Here is a 20,354-nt window from a genome sequence, read left to right on the forward strand (position 1 = left end):
TGCGTATCATCTACTCCGGGGATATATCCAGTTCCGTTGGTCGGGGTTGTCCGGGGGAACGTGGACGGCTGCGGCCGCAGGAACGTTACCGGTGTTTCTGGTACTGATCGACCAACAGGTCGACGCCGAACGAACCCGACGTGATCTCGTAGTGGGTCTCGAGGCGCGGGTTGAACTTCGCCTTGTACCGGTTGATGCTCGGGACGCCGGCTCCGACGAGGTCGTACTCCTCGTTTCCCTCGCGGAGGCCGTCGCGCATGACGTGCCAGTCCAGTAGATCGTTGATCGCGATATCGACGTCGGCGTCCGGTTTGACCCCGCCCTGCCACCGGTACCGCGTCCGATCGGATTCGACGACGAGGATGCCACCCAGGAACTCGCCGTCGACGCGACAGACGTAGGGCCGGATCGCGCCGTCGGGGAGTTGCTCGTAGAGCGACCTGGCGAAGTCGGGCTGCAGCCGGAACGGCTGCCCCTGATTCTCGTAGCGTTCCCGGACCTTCTCGACGATGCGTTCGACGTCTACGGAATCGCCCGCTTCGATCGCGTAGCTGTCTTCGTCGGCGTTTCGGATGTTGCTCCGGGCGTCGCTGCTGAATCGTCCCAGTAGCTCCGCTTCGGTCCCCTCGAGGTCGACGACGTACGTGTGACAGGGTTTGACATCGTACTCGTTCCAGACGAACGGCCGAATGTCGTCTAACTCGGCGGTGACGAACTTGCTGTACAACGGCGATATTTCCGCGTCGATCCGATCGAGACAGCCCTCGATGAATCGCTTGATCCGTCGATCCGCTTTGCGCTGTTTGAGCTTGTCGACGTTCAGCAGGGCGGGTCCGAGGTACGACGTCCAGGAGTGTGGCGCCGGAGAGAACGCGCCAGTCACCGGGCCTTTGGTGTACTCGAAGATCGGGAAGATCCCGACCGGCTCCTGCCCTTTAAACCCGGCGAGCAGGTACGGGGTCGTTCCGGTGTATTCGGCCTGCAATCGGAGCGCTTCCGTCCGGAAAAACGGGTTCGACCCGTCGGATCGTTCGACGTACCGGTTCCACTCGTCGGCGTCGGTTCGCGGATCGAGAGTTTGGATTTCGACGCTCATAGGTAGCCCAGGTCGGAGAGTCGGTCTTCGACGGTTCCCTGGTCGGTCGCCCTGATCGGCTCCGGATCGTAGGCCGGATACGATTGCTCGGCGCTCCGGTCGACGGCCGGAAGCGCTTCGCCGTCCATCGCGACGTCGATCGGCACGTCGAACAGCGAACAGATCGTCGGCGCGATATCGAAGATCGTCGCCCCCTCGAGCGCGGCGGACTCGTCGAACGCCGGCCCGGCGGCCGCGACGACGCCGGTCGACTTGTGGTTCCACGGCTCCATCGGCTCGCCGAACCGCCCCGTCCCGAGATCAGCGGAAATCGCGTTGTCGAACCCGGCAGGAACCGTCACCACGTCGGGTGCCTCGTCGACGTGCGGTCCCTCGAAGTACGTCTCCCTGGGTTCGACGGCGTCGAACATCGCCTCGCCGTCTGGCGTCCGGACGGTAGATAGCGTCTCGATGAGTTCGTCGCGGACGCGCTCGTACGCCGCGGCCGGAACCCGTCCGTTCGGCTCGCGCCCCTCGAGGTTGATCCGGACGCCGAGTTCGCTCTTCGAGCGGACGTACGCTCGAGAGTTCGGGAAGTCGACTTGTTCGCTCGCCGCCCGGATCATATCGTTGGGCACCCGCTTGCCGATCGGCTCCTTCAGCCCGACGCGCTCGAGCGCGCCCGCGATTCGCTGGGTCGTCAGCCCGACGGACGCGGCCAGGTTCATCGCCCGCTCGAGCGTACCGGCCCCGGAGTCGCCGGCTGTCGAACCCTCGAGCAGGTCGTTCTCCCACGATTTCGACCAGTCCGGCATCCCCTCACCCCCGCTCTGGGCGCTCACGTACCCCGCGTCCCGGAGGAACTCGTTGACCCGGAACTCGTCGCCGGTTACTTTTCCCATGCCGTGATCGCTAACGACCAGGACGTTTTCGGGGTCCGTTCGCTCGAGCGTCTCCTCGAGTTGGTGGTCGACCGCCCGGTAGACCGCTTCGATCGCCTCCTTGTCCCCCGGTCGCTCGTGAAACACCGAGTCGGTCTGCTGGAACTGGAGGAAGCCAAAGTCCGGTGCGATCCGCCGACAGAGGTATCGGAAGGCCGTTCCTCGGAGTTCGATCGTCCGCTGATAGCCCTCGATCGAGCGGTCCGGCAACGGCCCGCTCTGCGGGTATATCCAGTAGTCGCCGCCGCAAGCGAGCTCGACGTCCTCGAGTATTCCTTCGGGGTGACAGTCCGGATCCTCCGGGGCGGTCAGTCCCGGAATGAGCGCGCCGTCGAACGCCCGAGGCGGGTGTGTCACCGGCACGTTGACGACGACGCTCGAGAACCCGTTGTCGCTCAGAAGCTCCCAGACCGGCCGCTCGCGGACGTGGGTCGCGTTGACCACGTCCCAATCGTAGCCGTCGAAGGAGAGGAAATCGTACACGCCGTGTTTCCCCGGGTTTTTGCCGGTGTACAGCGACGGCCAGGCGCTGGCCGTCCAGGGCGGAATCTGGGACTCGAGGGGTCCCGCAGTGCCCGTTTCGAACAGCCGCTGTAAGGTGGGGAGTTCGTCCGACTCGAACATCGGCTCGAGCACCGGTCGACAGCCGGCGTCGAGCCCGACGACGAGCAGACGAAGGTCGTTGTCGTCAGTCGAACCTGCCATGGACGCGTTGTCTGCCCGCCCGGGCTTTGTTATGCGAGTGCTTTTCCCGTCAGTTCGGTATCGCGGAGCGAGTGAGCCGGAAGCCGTCGGCTGTAAGTAGCCATTTCTTCCCTGTCGCGGGCTGTATCGGCCGGTTCACTAAGACCACGCGACTCCGAACTAATTCGATAACCGCCGCTCTTCGGCATCGATCCGCGCAGCGGTTACACGTATGATCACTGCTACCCCTTCCGTCTTCGCTCTCTCCCGTTCGCGGTCGGATACGGGAGGAATCGACTCCTTCGTCGACCGGCACGCCCCCGACGTGGCGTACACGCGCTACGGCTCCGGGAAAGCCGCGCTCAGAGACGGGCTCGCCGGGGTCGCCGAGCCCGACGGAAACGTCGTCGTTCCGGCTTACCTCTCGCCGGCGATCGCCGAACCGTTCCGCGACCTCGGACTCGAGACGCGGTTCTACGCGATCGAGGCGACGTTGGCTCCCGATTTCGGCGACCTCGAGGCGCGGATCGACGACGACACCCTCGCCGTCATGTCCGTCAACTATTTCGGCTTTCCACAGCGCGGCCTCGAGCGGATCGCATCGCTGACCGACGAGCACGACTGTTATCATATCGACGACAACGCGCATTCGCCGCTCAGCGTCCACGAGGGGACGCTGCTGGGAACGCACGGCGATCTCGGCATCACGACGCTACGGAAGTTGCTCCCGGTTCCGGACGGGGCGTTGCTCTATCGATCCGACGAGGATATTCGCGAGCGGTATTCCCCGTCGTCGCTCGCCGGACAGTCCGATCGCGTCGGGTCCGACGACTGCCGGTTCGTCGCCACGTCGGTCTTCGGGGCCGTCCTCGAGACGAGTCCATCGCTCTACCGGTCGGTCGAGTCTGCACTCTCCGACGGTTCAGATGGCTCGAAGTCGGTCGATCCGACGGCGAGGTACGAGGCCGCGAAAGCACCCATGTCGAAGTTCTCGGCGTCGGTCGCCGACGCCGCCGACCCGGACGCGATTCGGAAGCGGCGGCGGGAGAACTACCGAACGTGGCGAGGGATCCTCGACGACCGAAACGACGTGACGCTACTGTACGACTCGCTTCCGACCGGGATCTCGCCGTACGAGTTCCCCGTCCGAACCGACGATTCGGCGGCGGTTCTCGCGGAACTCGAGGCGGCCGGCGTCACGGGGGCCCACACCTGGCCGATACTCCGGGAGTCGGTCCGGGGAAACGACGAGTACGAGACCGCCAACCGGCTCTCGCGGGAGCTCGTCGCGCTTCCCGTCCACCAGGGAGTCGAGCCGTCCGCGATCGATGCGGTCGGCGATCGTCTCCGCCGATAGTCCGGAGAACGGACGGAACACTCGGCGTGCGACGCCGTCACAGCCGTTCACTCGCCGGCGGTCGAGTGGGCCAGTTCCGCGCGGACGTCCTCGGACAGCGCGTACGTCCGTTCGCCGGTGCGTTCGAGTACCCCGTCCGTCCGCAGCTCCGAGAGGAGACTCTGCACCGCGACCGTCGACCGGTTCACCCGAGCCGCGATCGGCTCCGCCTCGAGGGGGCCGTCCTCGGCGAACACGGCCAGAATCTCGCGGGCCGCACCGACCGAGCACTGCGATCCTTCGCACGCTCGAGTGACTCGATCGCGGACCCACGGGACCTCGAGCAGCTCCGCGAGTTCGCGCTCCTCGTCGGCGACGACGAGCGACGAATCGTCGATCGCTGCCGCGTTCGACTCGCTCTCGCCGTCCGAATCGCCGTCCGCGTCGGCGGGCGTGTAGCCGAACTCGATGTCGTCGCCGCCGGCCTGCAGAATGGGTGACTCGTCGTCAGTTCCGCGCTCGGCACCTCCGTTTCCGTCGGCGTCCTCGCGCTCGAGGTCGCGGACGACCTCGCGTAACTGTTCGTTGTCCGCGCGAAGCGTCGCCAGTTCGTCCTCGCGAGCCGCGAGTTCGGTCTCGAGGCCCTCGATCCGATTGTCGCGGTCGTCGAGCGCTTCCCGAAGCTCGTCGCGTTCGGTCTCGAGTTCGGCGATCTCCTCGTGAAGCCGACGAAGGTCGTCGCTCGAACCGGGGAGTTCCGCCTGGACCGTGTCCGTGTTCTGCAACGCGTCGGCCATCTGTCTGGCCGCACTCGAGACGTCCCGCGCCGAGGACAACTCGTCCTCGAGGGTCTCGATCCGTTTCTCCTTCTTCTCGAGTTCGTTCTCGAGTTCGTTGATCCGGTCTTGCTCGCGGTCCTTGCGCTCGGAGATGTCCTGGAGGTCGCCGACCAGCGTGTCCGAGACGGACTTGAGTTCGGGGCGCTCGAAGTCCTCGAGGCCGGGGGTCGCGCCGGCGTCGAAGGTCCGCTTGCGGCGGAACTGGACCTTCCGGACGTCGACCTCGGTCCAGTCGGTCTGCACGAACGCCTGCCCGTCGTCGAGGTCGGCGACGAGTTCCGAGTACTCGGTGTCGATGATTCGGCCGACCACCTTGGTGTCGTTGTCCCAGGTTAGCCGGTGCCAGACGAGCCAGTTCGCCTGCGTAATGAAGTCCTTCTTCACGTCGGCCGGTCGCTGGCTGATTCCCAGGATTCCGAGGCCGTGTTTCCGACCGCGCTTGCTGATCTTGATCAACAGGTTCCCCGTCTCGCCGACGCCGCCGCCCTCCGGGATGTACTCGTGGACCTCCTCGACGACCAGCAGGAACGGCTTCTTCATCTTCTTCTCCTTGACGAACAGCTGGCGGGCGACCTCTCGGAGCAACTCGTCCGCCACGCTCTCGTCGAGATAGCCCGAAACGTCGAGGATGACGGGGACGTTCTCCTCGAGGGCGATGGTGGCCATCTGCTCGGCGTGCTCCGGTCCGATCTGGATGTCGCACTCCTCGTCGGCTCCCGCGTGGAGCATCTCGTACTCCTCTTTGAGCCCGTAGTACTCGCCGTCGGTGTCGACGATGAGGAGGGGATAGCCCGCCTCGAGCAGTTCCTCGGCGATGACCGACGCGGTGTTCGATTTCCCGGAGCCCGATTTCCCGGTCACGAACCCGCGGCCGGTCAGCAGTTCCACGACCGGCAGCTTCAGGTTCGCGCCGTCGGCCGTTTCGCCCACGAGAATCTGGCGCTGGGTCCCGTCGTCGCTCACCGCCACCTCACCTCGCGTCCGCGTGGCTCGTTCATACTATCAGTACAGTTCGAACACGCGACCTTGAATATTGGCCTCGGTTCGGGTCCGGTTTCGTGGGGCCGTTCCGTCTCATCTCTCTCCGCCCGACCACCCCGACTCATACAGCAGACCGTTTCAGTCCTCGTCCCGTTCGACGGCCTGTTCGCGGACCGTGATCCCCTTGCGACCCAGATGCTGGAGCTGTTTCCGGGCGAAGTCCTCCTCGCGCGTGCCCCGCGTCGCCAGCACGTAGACGAGCGCGCCGCCGGCGGGACGCATCGTCCGTCCGGCGCGTTGGGTTCCCTGACGACGGCTCCCGCCCAGCCCGGAGGCGACGATCGCCAGATCGGCCGTCGGCAGGTCGATCCCCTCGTCGCCGACCCGCGAGACGAGCAGCAGGTCGCGCTCGTTCCGGCGGAACTCCTCGAGCAGCCGCCGCCGTTCGTGGTGGGGCGTCTCGCCGCTGAGGAAGGGAACCTCGAGCGCTTCGGACAGCTCGCGGCCCTGGTCGAGGTAGTCGACGAAGACGATCGCCTTCGCGTCGGGGTGGGCCGACAGCAGGTATCGGACCTCGTCGATCTTGCCCCGGTTTTCCGCGGCGATGCGGTACTTCTCGCGGCCCTCGGCCGAGCCGTAGGCGTTGGCCTGTTCGTCGTCGCCCCACGGCACGTAGCGGATCTCGAGTTCGGGTTCGGCGACGAAGCCGGCCTCGAACAGCGCCTCCCAGTCGGTGCCGATCGGCGGCCCGACGAGGGTGAAGATCTCGGTCTGGCGGTCGTCTTCCCGGATCGGACTGGCGCTGAGCCCCAGGCGATGTTTGGACTGCAGGTGTGTACTCCGCCGATACACGTCCGAGGGGACGTGCTGGCACTCGTCGAAGATCACCAGCCCCCACTCGCGGTCGTCGAACAGCGAGCGGTGGCGATCCATCCCCGCGATCTGGTAGGTGGCGATGGTCACCGGTCGCACTTCCTTCCGGCCGCCGTGGTACTGGCCGATCTGGTGGGACTCGAGCGAGGTGTACTCCTCGATCGCGTCGGCCCACTGCTGGGCGAGGTCGCGACTCGGGACGAGGACGAGCGTCTCGCCTTCGACGTGGGCCATCGCGCCCATCGCGGCCACCGTCTTCCCGCTGCCCGGCGGGCCGACGAAGACGCCCTCGCCCGCCTCGGCGAAGCGATCGACCCAGGTCTGCTGGTAGTCCCGCAGTCGCACACCCAGCTCGATCGGCAACTCCTCGCCGGAGGCCAGTTCGCGGTGGTCCTGAACCGGATAGCCGGCCTCGTAGAGGATTCGCTTGATCGCGGCCTCCGAACCCTCCTGCACCCAGTCTTCGGTCTCGGAGATCGGCGCGTGGACGTGTTCCTCGTCGAGCTTCTGGCGGGCGACGTTGCCCATTATCTCGGGGCTCTGCGCCTCGAGCACGGTGTAGCCCTCCTCGTGAGTCACCAGTCGGAACTGGTGGGCCCGGTCCCACTGGCTCTCGACCCACTCCTCGAGCGCGTCCGACCGCTGTCCCAGCGCCTGCCGCATCGTCCGCGCGAGGGCGTCGAAGGAGTCGTGGGGCGTCCCCCAGATATCGGCCGGCCGAACGACGTACCGATACCCCTGCTCTCCGTTCGCATCCGCGAGGTGGGCGAACTGAGACAGTTGGGCGCGCGTGAACTGGTCGGGCCGGTCGACGACGATCTCCCGTTGTTTCGGAAAGACGACCACCCGCTCGCGATCCGTCAGGTCCTCGAGTTCCGTCGGGTACCAGACGACGGGATCCGTCGAGACGGCCAGTCGCTCGAGCGCGCCGCGGTCGGCGAGCGCCTCGAGTCGTTCGTTCGCTTCCTCGTGGGGGAGGTCGAGGGCGCGGGAGACGGCCGCGGCGGTGAGAACCGGCCGTCCCTCCCGCTGGCTGGCGTCGTGGAAGTCGGCGATCGTGAACTCGTCGGTGGCGTCGTTCTCGTCGGCCTCCGCGCCGGCGTCGGTCGCCTCCCCGCCCCTCGAGTCGGGGTGATCGCTTCGCTGCTCGCCGGAAGACGTCGAAGAACGTTCGTCGGTCACTGCCCGGTCGTAGCGTCGGTGGGGGTAAACCGATTTCGCTCGCCGATCACGGCCAACAGATATGCCGGATGAGAACGTACATCGTCGTATGTACCGCGCGATCCTCCCCGAAGGACAGATCGTCTGCGAGCGCTACGATCACACCGACGACGGACTCGAGCTGTACGACGATGACGACCGGTTCCTCGCGTTCGTTCCGTACAGCAACCTCCACGCGCTGCTCGACGAGGAGGTCTACGAGGAAGACGAGAACGACCGCTCGATCATGTGACCGGCTGCTGATCGATCGCCTCGAGCTGCTCGCGATACCGGTTTCGAACCGTGACGACGGTCGTCTGGGCGGTATCGGCGACCGCTCGCTGCGGGATGGTCTCGTCGCAGAGCAGTCCGGCGGCGTAGATCGCCGCTGCGGCGAACCCGGTCGGTGACTTGCCCGAATGGAGCCCCTTCTCGGTCGTCAGGTCGATGATCTCGACGGCCTTGGTTTCGACGTCCTTGTCGACGTCTAGCTCCGAGCAAAAGCGCGGAACGAACTGCCGCGGGTTCGTCGGCTCGAGGTTAATATCCAATTCGTCCGCAATGTAGCGGTAGGTGCGACCGATCTCGCGCTGGTCGACCCGTGAAACCGACGTTACTTCCTCGAGGCTTCGGGGAATGCCTTCCTTACGACACGCGGTGTAGAGCGCGCTGGTCGCGACGCCCTCGATCGATCGGCCGCGGATGAGGTCTTGCTCGAGCGCCTGTCGATAGATGACGCTCGCGGTCTCCTTGACCGGCTTGGGGACGCCCAACGCGCTGACCATCCGATCGATCTCGGAGAGGGCGTATTTGAGGTTTCGTTCGCCCGCATTTTTCGTTCGAATTCGTTCCTGCCAGACTCGAAGCCGGTGGAGCTGCCCGTGTTTCTCGGCCGACATCGAGTGACCGTTCGCGTCCCTGTTGCGCCAGTCGATGGTCGTCGTCAGCCCCCGATCGTGCATGGATTGGGTAAGGGGCGCGCCGACCCGCGAGAGTTCGTCGTGCTCCTGAGCGTTGAACGCTCGCCACTCCGGGCCGTAATCGATCGGATCTTCGGTGAGAACGAGGCCGCACTCCTCACAGACCCGTTCGCCGCGGTCCGGATCGTGGACGATCGTATCGGTCTCGCAGTCTGGACAGAGACCAGCCTCGACCGCCTCCGACTGCGATTCGGTGCTGGCGTGATCGATTATAGACCGCGTCATCAGTATCCGACCGAAACCGTGCAGTCACTGTAAGGGGTTCACATGGTTTCGCGGGAAACACCGACTTACTATTCTGACGCCTGACTGTCAGGAGCCGTATTCACCGGATGGATTCGAGGAACTTCTCTGAGACGGCCAGTAAGGAGTCGCGTCGCCGACGCTACACCGAGCGGTGACGACGACCGACGCGACCGTCACTCCCTCGAGCGAACAGCTGTGACGGTCGCGTCGAGACCGTGTCCCATCGGTCGTGTCCGGGCGAAACGGCCGTCACCGGTCGCTTCGACCCGTATTGATACGTGTGACCATCCCACATGAAATGTGGGGATAGTCGACTCGAGCCAGCGGCGTAAATCCCTCTATTCGGCGTGTAAACCCGTCGTTCGTGTGTGAACTGTCGATCGACTTTATATCCGCTGGGCCGAACGATCGGTATCGCCGCCGTGTTGTCACTCAGTTCCCCGAGACGCGTCGGTATCGGATCCGTTTTCGGCCCGCGTCTCCGTACGCTGTCGATACGCGCCCACGATCGATCGGTACCGACCGACTTCGCCGGCGACCGAGGACGGCCGTCGCGGCGCCAAGAAGCCACCGTTGTAACTCGCTCGGGAAGCCGTTCCGTACGTCCTTTGCAGCCGGTGCGAAACGTGGCCGTTTTTAAGAGTATCTCCGTTGGTGTTCAACTTGGTGTGTCAAACGTGATTTGGAGCCGCCGTTCGAACGTACAGCGGTCACCGTCGAGCCGACGCTCCGGTGGCTTTTCCTGCCGTGTACTGGGGACGACGAACGCGAATGGGGTCGCTACGATCGGAGGGTCGCGATAATGTCGTCGGTAGATACGTCACTTCCGGACGAGATCGCCTCGGTCACCAACGAGACGGACGAGCGGCTCTCGAAGGATGTCATTTTCGAGCTCTTAAAGAATCGACGTCGGCGCGAAGTCCTCGCGTACCTCCTGGACGCCGACGAAACGGTGACGCTCGGCGAACTCGCGGAACAGATCGCCGCCTGGGAGAACGACACCGATATCAACGCCCTCAGCTCCGACCAGCGGAAACGAGTCTACGTCGCTCTCTATCAGACCCATCTGCCGAAAATGGACGACGCCGGTATCGTCGAGTACGACCAGGATCGAGGGTTGATCTCGCTCGCGGACAACGCCGACCTGTTGATGATGTACCTCGATACGGATACCCATCGACAGGATCGGTGGGATCGGTGGTACGCCGGGCTTAGCGTGGCCGGCGCGTCCCTCATCGGTGCGGCGTTCCTCGGGATCCCGCTCCTGTCGGCCGTGCCGATGACCGCCCTCGCCGGCGTCGTCGTCGCCGCCTTCTTTTGTCTCTCGATCGCTCACGTCGTCCGGAACCGTCATCACGAACGCAACGTCGACGGAAAGCTCTCTCGTATCGAGTGACCCGCCATCCACACGGCGGCGGTCCGTCCCGTGGCTGCAACGAGTTCGCGCTGTGACCTCGCGCCTCGAGCGACGCGTTCGTTGACCGCCTGCGGATCGAACGCCGTTCCGTTCGTCCGGTCGAGGTCCGTGTTCGTCGCCGGACTCGTTACCATCCCTCCCCGTGACCGCGCTCGCCGCACGCGGGTGAGCGACGGGATCGATGCGCTCTCTCACAGCGGTTCCCGGTCGGCCGCTAAGAAGGCTTTTTATTACCCGCTTGCGTACAATCGATTGGCTCCCGACGACCGTCATCCAGTACCGGAACAGTCGCGTGCCAGCAGCTGTTCTCGGCGCGGGAGCCTTCTAACCTGACGCGAATGGGTCGCCGACGCTCGTGAATTTCGTGCCAGCAGAGTGACTCTCGTAGCCACCGACCGTCACTGCAGACCCGATCGCACGATAGCGTTGCGATCGGTCCGTGAATCGTTTCAGTGGCTACGATACCGTCTCGAGTCATGCCCCGGAGGCGACCGCCCCGAAACGGCGGTCGATCGAACGGGACCTCGTGCTTCGGGTCGACTGCGCCCGATCCTCGCGTTCGGTAGCCCGGATCTGTCTCTCGTAAACGCGGCCATTACTATGACGAAGACTATCACGTCTCCTCCTATGGTTGGCATCACCGGGCGAACGCCGGACGTGGACGACGGATCGTTTGCCAGTTCTCTCGAGCCGCTCGTTCACACGGATCGGTACGAGGCCGACGTGGTCTTCGAATCGGCGTCTCGTTCGGTCGGAACGACGGCGTACCCGGAGTATCCGATCCGAATCGTCGAGAACGACGAGTACTGGATCTGTCTCGAGGGCCGGATCTACGACCGCGACGACGAGACGCTCGACCGCGAACTCTTCGACGTTGCGGCGCACGTGCTCGCGGCCGACGGCGACGACGAGTTCCTGACCGAGTGGTTGCTCGAGACCGACGGCGAGTTCCTGCTCGTCGCCGTCGACAAGAAAAGCGACCGGCTCGGCTTGCTCAACGATCCGCTCGCTCGGCTGCCGACGTACTACTTCCACGACGGGGAGACGTTCCTGTTCTCGCGGGAGCTCCGCTATCTCATCAACCAGGCGCCGATCGAGGGGTTCGATCCGATGGGCGTCGCCCACTGTCTCCTCTTTGGCTACTCGCTGGGCGACCGGACGCTGATCGACGGGGCGAACCGGCTGCGTCCCGGGACGAAACTCACCGTCGATCCGGAGCGCGGCGCGGTCACGGAGACGACGCTCCACCGGTTCGACTTCGGCGAGCCGGCCCACGCGGATCGGAGCCGATCGAGAAACGCCGCCGAACTCGTCGACCGGTTCGAGCGGGCCTGCCGCCAGCGGTCGGGCGACGGCAGTCGGGACGTGATCTCGTTGAGCGGGGGGCTCGACTCGCGGTCCGTGCTGGCCGGCTACCACGCCGAGGGGATCCCGACGACTGCGGCGACGATGGCATCCGACGAGTTCGTGCCGCGATCCGACGTCGAGCTCGCTCGAGAGCTATCCGAGACGTTCGATATCGACTGGCAGCGTTACGATGTCGGGCCGCCCAACGGGTCGGATCTGGACCGAATCATCAAGACGAAAAACGGACAGATCGGGCTCCTGACCTCGTTTATCCTCGACTTCTTTCGGCAGCTTCGTGAGGAGTACGACGCCGGCCTCACCTACGTCACCGGCGACGGCGGGGACAAGGTGCTCCCCGATCTCACTCCCGCGACGTCGATCGACGACGAATCGGCGCTGGTCGACTACATCATCGAGGAAAACTGCGTTCTCTCGCTCGAGCAAGTGGCCCAGATTACGGGGCTCTCCACGGATGCGATTCGCCGGAGCGTTCGTGATCGGCTTCGACTCTACCCCGAGACGGATCCCGCCTCGAAGTACGTCCACTTCCTCGTCTACGAGCGCGGCGTCAACTTCCTGTTCGAGGGCGAGGACCGGAATCGATTCTTCTTCTGGAGCACGACCCCGTTCTACTCGATCGACTTCTTCCGGTACGCGATGAACTGTCCGCCCGAACAGAAGAGCCGGTACGACCTCTATCGGTCGTTCCTCACGGAACTCTCGCCCGCCGCCGCGGCGCTTACTCACCCCGATTACGGAGTGCCCGTCGCCTCGACCCGCCACGAGGCCGCGGCGTTCGTCGACGAGCTGCTTTCACGGTATCCACGGGTGTTCGACGTCGTGCGACCGATCGTCAAATCGCTCAACGGTCTCGAGACGGAGTCCCAACTGAGACCGAGCACGGTCGACTGCATTCGAACCCAGATCGAACAGTGCGGGGCCGTTGATGACGTGCTCTCGACCGACGAACTCCACGCGTTCCTCGACGCGCACGCGGACCGCGATCGGGTGTCGGTCTACCGCCTCTTCGCGCTCACCTCGCTTATCGACGACATCCATTCGACGGAGAGCGTCCTCGAATCGCGGCGGGATGCCGTCTTCGGCTGACTGTCTCGTTTCTCTGTTCGACGGGCGAGTAGTCAGGTCACAATTCTGGAGTACGCGTTCGTTCCCTCGTTTTTGACAGTTCCACCACCCCAACTGTCTTTATATAATGCTGGATACCGATGAGCAGAGACGCGACCCCGCCGCAGCCGCCCGTTTTCCAATATAAGAAACCGTGGTTAAATTGGATAATAAGAGAAAAAATATGCAGTGATATAATGAAAATCACAGAATCTTACCGATATCGAGGCAGGAAAGTTTATGGTACGGTAGTGTTCTCTCACAGATCGCATGGCACGCGACGAACCGGTACGGGACACAGACGATCCCGCCGAACCGACAGTCAGTGACGACGAACAGCGCGAACACAGTATACTCGATCGACGATCGTACCTGAAGTTAGCCGGCGCGACGGCCGTCGCAGCGGGCGTCGGGACGACTGCGGCGAGCGCGGCCGACGGTGACTACGAGGTCATCGAGGCGCGCGGCCAGTCGATCAGGATCGATTCGGGCGAGACCTGGGAGAACAAACTCATCGATTTCGGCGATCGAAACAACATCACGATCACCGCCAAGGGATCGAATTGGACGATCCGGAACATCGGCTTTACGGGCACTATTCCCTACAACGAGACCATTTTCGGAGTCTGCGATTCCGGCTCCGGAACGTCGGTGATGGAGAACGTCTACTTCGGCGAATCGACCGGCGAACAGCCGAGCGGCGAGCGCTCGATCTGTATCTGGGTCGACCCCGACCACTCGGGCCACCTGGACGTGACGAACGTCAATTTCAACGTCCCCGGAAACAACGGTATCTACGGCTCCGCGCCCGCCTACAACGGCGACGGCGGGACGATCGCACTCCAGGGCTGTTACGGCAACGACTGTCACCACACCGCGTTCCGGATCGGCGACTGCGGCATGTCGATCGAGAACTGCGTGAGCTACAAGAGCGGGACCCGCGCGGCGAACCGCAACGTCTGGGTCTGGGAGGGCAACTACGGCGGCGGCGCGACCGTCCGCGATTCCCACTTCATCACGAACGGCACGGGCGGCTCGGTCGTGACGAACGGGAGTCCGAACCTGACCCTCGAGAACGTTCACACCGACGACGGCCGCGGCGACGGCTCGAATCCGAAACATTTCGTCCCCGACGGCTGTCCGGAAAGCGGCGCGGAAGCAGCGAGCGGCGGCAGCGGCGGTGGTTCGTCGAGTCCGCCCTCAAACGGCGAGGCTGATTCGGACGAGGACCTCCCCGAGAACACCCTGACGGTCACCGGGACCGGCGACGCGACGGAGTACTACGTCGAGACCACCGACGAACTCGTCGCCGATCCGAACGCCGGCTCGCTCGAGGTTCACGACGAGATCGACGGCACGAGCGTCTCCGGCTGGGTGACGACGTCGTCCCACGTCGACGGCTTTCGCTTCGCCGGCGACCTCCACGAGGTCGCGTTCCGACAGGGCTCTGCCCGCGTCGAGGTCAACGGCGAGGTGATCGATCCCGATCAGTACAACGGCGACGAGCCCGGCCTCGAGAACACGCTGCTGGTCGACGGGATCGGCACCGCCGGCGGAACGAGCTACGAGTTTTCGGTCTCGGGGGCCGTCGAAAAGGCGACCGTCGAGGGAGCCACGATCGACGACGAGGACGCGATCGACGGCGGCCACGTCTCGGGCGGCGTCGCCGGCTGGCGCGACGCCTTCCGGTTCGGCGGCGACCTCGAGGAACTCACCGTCGACGGCGATGCGCGCGTCCTGATCAACGGCGAGCAGGTCGACCCGGCCGAGTACGGCCAGGAGCAGCCACACGTGCTGACGCTGGTCGGCAACGGATCGGCCGCGAACTACGAGATAACGGTCGACGGAACGATCGACACGATCGCCGGCGACGATTCGGACGCATTCGCGACGGTGTCCTCCGGGACCACGGTCGAGGGATCGATCGAGCGCGGCGCTCAGCGGTTCCGGTTCTCCGGGACGCTCACCGACGTCACCTTCATCGACGGTTCGGCACACGTCTACCTCGATGACCGGCGAATCGACCCCGATCAGTACGGCGAGCAGGAACTGCTCCCAAACGCCATCGTAATTGACGGAGCCGGCACCGACGGCGAGACGAACTACTCCTTCGATATCGACGGCGAGGTCGTCACCGCGAGCTACCGCGACGCGTCGGTCGACCCCGGTGACGAGATCGAGGGCCGATCCGTCACCGGCAGCGTCGACGACGAACTGGACGCCTACTGGTTCGACGGCGACGTCGCGGACTTCCGGCTCAGCGGCAACGCCAGCGTCGACGTCCAGTACAACGCCCGAAGCAACTGACCGGTCTCGACCGGCTTTTTGCCGGACCCGCTCCTCGAGACGATCGCGTTGGGACCCTGTGTCTCGCGCGCGATCGCGTTCGCCACAGCGGTCGTCACCGTTCGCCGAGTTCAGACCGTATCCGCCCGAATCGGCTCGCTCGACGGGCGATCGACCCCCTCGGTCGACTCGAGTGCAGTGTGACAGACTCGTTCGAAGCGCTCGGCCTGGGCGCTCCAGCGAAACGCGTACGCGTCTTCGCGAGCCTGCGCACCGAGGCGCGACCGGAGCGACGGGGAGTCCACGAGCATCGTCAGCTTGTCCGCGAGATCCTGGGGATCGCCGACGCGGGCCAGCAAGCCGTTCTCCCCGTTGGAGAGGTAGGTCGCGATCCCCTCGAGATCGGTCGTGACGACCGGGAGGCCACAGGCCATCGCTTCCAGGTTCGCCATCCCGAAACTCTCCTCGTGGCTCGGGAGACAGAACACGTCGGCTCCGGCGTGGTACGCCGGGAGATCGGGGTGGGGAACCTCGCCGTGGCAGACGACGTCGTCGTCGATCCCGAGCGCCGCGGCCCGATCCCGAATTCGGGCGCGTTCGCCCCGCCCGACGAAGTGGAGTTCCTGTCGTCCGTCGAGGGCCGCGACCGCCTCGAGCAGGTCGTCGATCCCTTTCGATTCGACGAGTCGACCGACGAACAAGATTGCCGGGTCGTCGCTCTCGAAGGCGGGCTCGATACCGGGCCGAAATTCCTCGGGATCGATGCCGGGCGGGACGACGCCCTCGAAGTCGTAGCCGAACGTCTCGGTGAGTTTGCGGGCGGTATCCGGCGAGTTGGCAATCAGCAGGTCGGTTTTCGAAAACCGGTCGCGAAGCCAGGCCGCCGGAGTGACGGTCGAGGCCTTGTGAAACGTGTAGACGGTCGGCACGTCGACGAGGTTCGAGAGGAGTAGATCGTCCAGAAACTGGGAGGTACAGAGCACATCGAGCCGTTCGTTCATGTGATCAATGACGTCGTTACGGGCCGCCCAGAGCGTCATCAGGAACTTCTTGCGGTTCTGGCTACCGAGGGGATTGATCGGATCGATCGCCCGGGAGGGGTGGTCGGCGAACGACGGGGTCTCGACGATCCGCACGTCCGACTCGAGTAACACGGGGGAGAGATCGCCGCTCCTGGTGTACAGCGTCACGTCGTTCGTCTCGCTGAGTTCGACCGCCATCCGCTGCGTGTAGACGGCGATCCCCCCGGCGTGGCGCGTGCCCGCCGCGTCGTGATAGAACCCGATGTGCATGCGCCAGTAGACGCGTATCAACTGGTTTGTTATTACGCTCGTACCGACAGTACAACCCGCCTATCTATAGCGCCTGGCGTCTACTCGATGGCGGCGTGTCGGTCGGCGCGCTCGAGGGATGCTACTCGCGCAACGGCGAGAGAGCGAAACAGGAGGAGTGAGTCGTATTATTGATCGCGCGCGTTGTACTGGACGTCGACGCTCGCGTTCCCGCGGAGCCGGAAGTCCGTAACGTCACCGTCGAACCAGTAGGCGTCGAGCCAGTTGCCGACGCCACCGCGAACGGCTCGTCCCTCGATCACGTCTTCGTCGTCGATCGAGGCGTTCCGGTAGTCCGACTTGCAGACCGCGCCGTCGACCTCGAGGGAGTACGTGCTCGGACCGTCGGCGTCGACGCCGTCGATCACGAGGGCGTGGGGGAGCAGTTCCTGCTCGGCGTACTCGCTCGGATCGATCGATTCGCCGTCGACCGTGATGTCCGCCGCGCCGTCACTGAACGTGAGGTCCGTCAGCGCACCCGAGAATCGGAACGACTGGGTTTCGTCGGTGAGCGAACTCTGAACCGTCGATCCCGAGATCGTCGTCGCGTCCGCCGCGGGCTGCTCGTCCGACGCGAGTTCGATCGATCCGTCGACCGTGACCTCGTAGCTCGTCGGCGTTCCCCGTCCCGAGACCTCGAGGACGTGGGGAAGCCGTCGGCCGAAGTCGGCCGGATCGACCTCCTCGTCGTTGACGAGCACCGTTCCGGGGCCGTCGACGGTGAGTTCCGCGAGGTCGCCGTCGAACCGGAATGCGTCCTTCCAGTCGGCCACGCTCCCCTGCACGGTAGCGCCGTCGATGGCGTCCTCGGCGTCGATCGAGGCACCCTCGTAGTTGGCGTGTTCGATCGCACCGTCGACCGCGAACTCGTATCGGGTCGCGTCCGACGGATCGCCGTCGACGAGGAGGACGTTCGGCAGTTGCGGGTTCTCCTCGTCCGCGGTCGTCCCCTCGTCGCCGGCTCCGCCGCTCGAGCCGGCGGATTCGGTGCCCGACGCGGCCGCCTCGGGCGACGTCGGAACGCCGTCGGGGACGGAGAGATCGGGCTCCCTCGAGACGTCGCTGCCGATGGAGACCGTGGAACCGTTCGCCTCCCGTATCTCTCCGCGATAGCCGCCGCTCCGGAAGTCGACGCTGCCCGCGGATCCGTTCGCCCCGGCCACGAGCGAGTACGGGTAGGGACCGTCGGCGAAGTGCGAGTCGCGGATGGTCACGGTACCGCCGTTCCAGACCCAGACGGGGCGGCCGTTCGTTTCACCGTAGCCGCCGTAGCCGCGCCCGTAGTCGGTATCGTCGTTGTAGGCGACGCAGTCGACGATCTCGTCGTCCTCGCTGCCACAGCGGAAGGTGGTGACGCCGTTGTTCTTGCCGAAACAGCGCTCGAAGCGGACGCTGCCGCCGTAGGGCGTGTTGGAACAGTAAAAGCCGTTGTTCGGGTAGCCCTGGACGTTGCAGTTGCGGAAGGTGAGGTCCGCCTCGCTCCCGCGGTGCATGAATACGGCACCGGGGCCGTGAACGAAACTCGCGCCTTCCTTCGTCGCGCCGTCGCCCAGGTAAATGTTCTCGAAAAGGATGTCTCCCTGCCCGGCGTTGATCGAAATCATGAACGAGTCCCCGCGGTAGAGGCCTTTGAAACCGATATTTCGAACCGCTGAGTCGGCTCCATCGACCATGATCAGGAAACTCTCACCGGTCGTGAGGTCGATCAGTTTGTTCTCGTACGTCTCACCGCGGCTGACCGTCACCGTCTGGCCGCGCGCCTCGACGACCTCGTAGTCGTCTTCGACGGCGCTCGCCGCTCCCGTTAGCGTCGCGGCCGCCGTCGTCGCACCGGCCAACTTCATATACGATCGCCGGTCTAGTAATTTTCCGTTACTGCCGTCGCCGGTCGCCTCCGCGTCGGTGGAGGCTGACGACTCGTCGTCTCGTACCGAAGGGTCGCGTGCCATGCAATCAGGTAATTCGATACTACCGGCATAAACTTTCCGCATTTCTGCACTTAAAATTTACAGACTGTACCTATTCTCTGCACGATTACTAAAAGTTTGAGTGCCTATTCGTATCAGAATAATTCGTACAGAACATTCTCGCATTCCTATCGGTACGATCGTATTACCTGGAAACGGGCGCCGAAAGCCGCCGATTCCGGCTGCTCTTCGCCGGTCGATTCCGGTCGATCGTCGCCGGTAATACGATATTACGCTGGAAGCGATACGCCGAATACGCCCGGAAGAAGCGATCGTCTACAGCAGTGTCGCCTCTCGAGAAACGGATACCTCGAATTCGGACTGAAGCCGGTATCGCGGACTGTCCGATCAGCGGGAAACCGTTTCGGCGATTACGATACCCATCATCGAAGCGATGGCTCGAGTCTGTGACGACCGTCGAGCGAGACGTGAATACGGTGAGAATGTGCCAGCGCGGATCGGGGGAGGGCACAGCAGCGAGCCGCACTGTGGAGAGTCGCGTCAGCGGGGAACGGATCGTGTGGAGGGTCGCGTCAGCAGGGAACGGATCGGGTGGAGGGTCGCGTCAGCAGGGAACGGATCGGGTGGAGGGTCGCGTCAGCAGGGAACGGATCGGGTGGAGGGTCGCGTCAGCAGGGAACGGATCGGGTGGAGGGTCGCGTCAGCAGGGAACGGATCGGGTGGAGGGTCGCGTCAGCAGGGAACGGATCGGGTGGAGGGTCGCGTCAGCGGGGGATTCAGTTCGAAGCGCCCGATGCGGCGTCTTCGGGGGAGGTCGGGACGCCGTCCGGGATGACTGCCTCGGGATCAGTCCCGACGCCGTTACCGAGTTGAACGCTCGAGCCCGCTTCTTCGCTGATGCCCGCTCCGTCGTCGTAGTCGGAGTTCGTGACGGCGACCTCGGTGGGATTTCCGTTCGCACCGGCGACGATGGCCGAATTCTGGCCGTTCATCTCGATCTGACAGTTGTCGACCTCGATCGCCCCGGGGGCCCACGCCCAAATCCCGCGGCCGGCGTAGCCCTCACTGCTGTCGACGTAAACGCTGGAATTGGTCACCTTGCTGCCCTCGGTGGCCAGCCGGAAGTGCGAAACGTAGCAGTTCGCGGCGAAGCTGCTGTCGACGTGGATCGTCCCGCCGCCCTTGTTGCCGGGCGCGGAGCCGTAGATCGCGTTGTCCGCGAAGTTCTGGATGTTGACGTTTTTGAAGTCGATGTGACCGGAGTGGTCGGGGGCGACCCAGAAGGCGGTCTGGCCGTGCCCGTTCGGGTTGCCGTTACCCGTACTCGAGCCGTCGCCGAGGTAGACGTTTTCGACGGTGCAGGTTCCGCCGGCGGTGTCGGAGATACCGAAGGTGGCGGAGCCGGTGCCGGAGGTGTTCTCGCCCTTGAACCCGACGTTTCGGATCGTCCAGTCGCTGCTGTGGGCCGTGACGATGATGTCCTGACCGGTCGTCATGTCGATGAGCTTGTTCTCCCAGGTCTCACCGGCGTCGATGGTGATCGTCTGTCCCTCGGCTTCGATGACCTCGTAGTCGTCCTGGGCCGAGGCTGCGCCGGCACCGCCGAGTGCGGTCGTCGCGGTCGCCACCGCGGCGAGCGAGCGAACGTAGTTACGGCGGGTTAATCCGGAATTTCGGCCTGTCGTCGGAGCGGATTCCGTGTCGGACGTACGGGGATTCTGCGCCATACAATTCCGTAACACCATCTTACGCCCATAAACTTTTC

13 protein-coding genes are annotated in these 20,354 nt (G+C 64.5%); 5 read left to right on the top strand and 8 right to left on the bottom strand.

Annotated features, from left to right (window positions below; genetic code table 11):
• Window positions 1-85 precede the first annotated feature (85 nt).
• Both AC0QDI_RS00715 and AC0QDI_RS00720 read right to left on the bottom strand, forming a co-directional pair.
• The gene (locus tag AC0QDI_RS00715; protein ID WP_474664265.1) at window positions 86-1,096 is read right to left on the bottom strand and encodes a lipid II:glycine glycyltransferase FemX; all 1,011 of its coding nucleotides are present in this window, start codon (window positions 1,094-1,096) and stop codon (window positions 86-88) included.
• Complete coding sequence (locus AC0QDI_RS00720; RefSeq protein ID WP_474664267.1) at window positions 1,093-2,721, bottom strand: alkaline phosphatase family protein; 1,629 nt, start codon at window positions 2,719-2,721, stop codon at window positions 1,093-1,095. The genes AC0QDI_RS00715 and AC0QDI_RS00720 overlap by 4 nt, the downstream gene beginning before the upstream one ends.
• Before the next feature lie 211 nt (window positions 2,722-2,932).
• Here AC0QDI_RS00720 and AC0QDI_RS00725 point away from each other — a divergent pair, with 211 nt between their 5' ends.
• On the top strand, window positions 2,933-4,057 hold the full coding sequence (locus tag AC0QDI_RS00725; RefSeq protein WP_474664269.1) for a DegT/DnrJ/EryC1/StrS family aminotransferase: 1,125 nt from the start codon (window positions 2,933-2,935) through the stop codon (window positions 4,055-4,057).
• A 47-nt stretch (window positions 4,058-4,104) separates the two neighbouring features.
• Here AC0QDI_RS00725 and AC0QDI_RS00730 read toward each other — a convergent pair whose 3' ends face one another.
• The gene (locus AC0QDI_RS00730) at window positions 4,105-5,838 is read right to left on the bottom strand and encodes an ATP-binding protein (protein ID WP_474664271.1); all 1,734 of its coding nucleotides are present in this window, start codon (window positions 5,836-5,838) and stop codon (window positions 4,105-4,107) included.
• 156 nt (window positions 5,839-5,994) lie between these two features.
• Window positions 5,995-7,911: a DEAD/DEAH box helicase family protein gene (locus AC0QDI_RS00735; RefSeq protein ID WP_474664273.1), complete on the bottom strand. Its 1,917-nt coding sequence runs from the start codon at window positions 7,909-7,911 to the stop codon at window positions 5,995-5,997.
• A gap of 88 nt (window positions 7,912-7,999) precedes the next feature.
• Between AC0QDI_RS00735 and AC0QDI_RS00740 the strand changes: the two genes are divergently transcribed.
• Window positions 8,000-8,182: a hypothetical protein gene (locus tag AC0QDI_RS00740; RefSeq protein ID WP_474664275.1), complete on the top strand. Its 183-nt coding sequence runs from the start codon at window positions 8,000-8,002 to the stop codon at window positions 8,180-8,182.
• Here AC0QDI_RS00740 and AC0QDI_RS00745 read toward each other — a convergent pair.
• On the bottom strand, window positions 8,175-9,134 hold the full coding sequence (locus AC0QDI_RS00745; protein ID WP_474664277.1) for a transcription initiation factor IIB: 960 nt from the start codon (window positions 9,132-9,134) through the stop codon (window positions 8,175-8,177). The genes AC0QDI_RS00740 and AC0QDI_RS00745 overlap by 8 nt on opposite strands.
• Before the next feature lie 823 nt (window positions 9,135-9,957).
• Between AC0QDI_RS00745 and AC0QDI_RS00750 the strand changes: the two genes are divergently transcribed.
• The 3 genes from AC0QDI_RS00750 (at window position 9,958) to AC0QDI_RS00760 (ending at window position 15,351) form a co-directional block, all read left to right on the top strand.
• Window positions 9,958-10,551 carry a DUF7344 domain-containing protein gene (locus AC0QDI_RS00750; protein WP_474664279.1) on the top strand — a complete coding sequence of 198 codons (594 nt, stop codon included), beginning with the start codon at window positions 9,958-9,960 and terminating at the stop codon, window positions 10,549-10,551.
• 648 nt (window positions 10,552-11,199) lie between these two features.
• Window positions 11,200-13,026: an asparagine synthetase B family protein gene (locus tag AC0QDI_RS00755; RefSeq protein WP_474664281.1), complete on the top strand. Its 1,827-nt coding sequence runs from the start codon at window positions 11,200-11,202 to the stop codon at window positions 13,024-13,026.
• A gap of 288 nt (window positions 13,027-13,314) precedes the next feature.
• The gene (locus AC0QDI_RS00760; RefSeq protein WP_474664283.1) at window positions 13,315-15,351 is read left to right on the top strand and encodes a right-handed parallel beta-helix repeat-containing protein; all 2,037 of its coding nucleotides are present in this window, start codon (window positions 13,315-13,317) and stop codon (window positions 15,349-15,351) included.
• Window positions 15,352-15,461: 110 nt separating this feature from the next.
• Here the strand turns inward: AC0QDI_RS00760 and AC0QDI_RS00765 are convergent, their stop codons facing one another.
• The 3 genes from AC0QDI_RS00765 to AC0QDI_RS00775 all read right to left on the bottom strand — a co-directional run bounded on the left by AC0QDI_RS00765 (window position 15,462) and on the right by AC0QDI_RS00775 (window position 20,316).
• A complete protein-coding gene (locus AC0QDI_RS00765; protein WP_474664285.1) occupies window positions 15,462-16,622 on the bottom strand; it encodes a glycosyltransferase family 4 protein in 1,161 nt (386 codons plus the stop codon).
• Window positions 16,623-16,789: 167 nt separating this feature from the next.
• Complete coding sequence (locus AC0QDI_RS00770; RefSeq protein WP_474664287.1) at window positions 16,790-18,610, bottom strand: hypothetical protein; 1,821 nt, start codon at window positions 18,608-18,610, stop codon at window positions 16,790-16,792.
• 755 nt (window positions 18,611-19,365) lie between these two features.
• Complete coding sequence (locus tag AC0QDI_RS00775; RefSeq protein ID WP_474664289.1) at window positions 19,366-20,316, bottom strand: hypothetical protein; 951 nt, start codon at window positions 20,314-20,316, stop codon at window positions 19,366-19,368.
• Window positions 20,317-20,354 lie beyond the last annotated feature (38 nt).

The sequence above is a fragment of the Natrinema sp. LJW11 genome (assembly GCF_056135975.1).

Bases quoted from the DNA above. Each gene is read 5' to 3' on its own strand.
- AC0QDI_RS00715 (WP_474664265.1), bottom strand. From the start codon at position 1,096: ATGAGCGTCGAAATCCAAACTCTCGATCCGCGAACCGACGCCGACGAG.
- AC0QDI_RS00720 (WP_474664267.1), bottom strand. From the start codon at position 2,721: ATGGCAGGTTCGACTGACGACAACGACCTTCGTCTGCTCGTCGTCGGG.
- AC0QDI_RS00725 (WP_474664269.1), top strand. From the start codon at position 2,933: ATGATCACTGCTACCCCTTCCGTCTTCGCTCTCTCCCGTTCGCGGTCG.
- AC0QDI_RS00740 (WP_474664275.1), top strand. From the start codon at position 8,000: ATGTACCGCGCGATCCTCCCCGAAGGACAGATCGTCTGCGAGCGCTAC.
- AC0QDI_RS00745 (WP_474664277.1), bottom strand. From the start codon at position 9,134: ATGACGCGGTCTATAATCGATCACGCCAGCACCGAATCGCAGTCGGAG.
- AC0QDI_RS00750 (WP_474664279.1), top strand. From the start codon at position 9,958: ATGTCGTCGGTAGATACGTCACTTCCGGACGAGATCGCCTCGGTCACC.
- AC0QDI_RS00755 (WP_474664281.1), top strand. From the start codon at position 11,200: ATGGTTGGCATCACCGGGCGAACGCCGGACGTGGACGACGGATCGTTT.
- AC0QDI_RS00760 (WP_474664283.1), top strand. From the start codon at position 13,315: ATGGCACGCGACGAACCGGTACGGGACACAGACGATCCCGCCGAACCG.
- AC0QDI_RS00765 (WP_474664285.1), bottom strand. From the start codon at position 16,622: ATGCACATCGGGTTCTATCACGACGCGGCGGGCACGCGCCACGCCGGG.
- AC0QDI_RS00770 (WP_474664287.1), bottom strand. From the start codon at position 18,610: ATGGCACGCGACCCTTCGGTACGAGACGACGAGTCGTCAGCCTCCACC.
- AC0QDI_RS00775 (WP_474664289.1), bottom strand. From the start codon at position 20,316: ATGGCGCAGAATCCCCGTACGTCCGACACGGAATCCGCTCCGACGACA.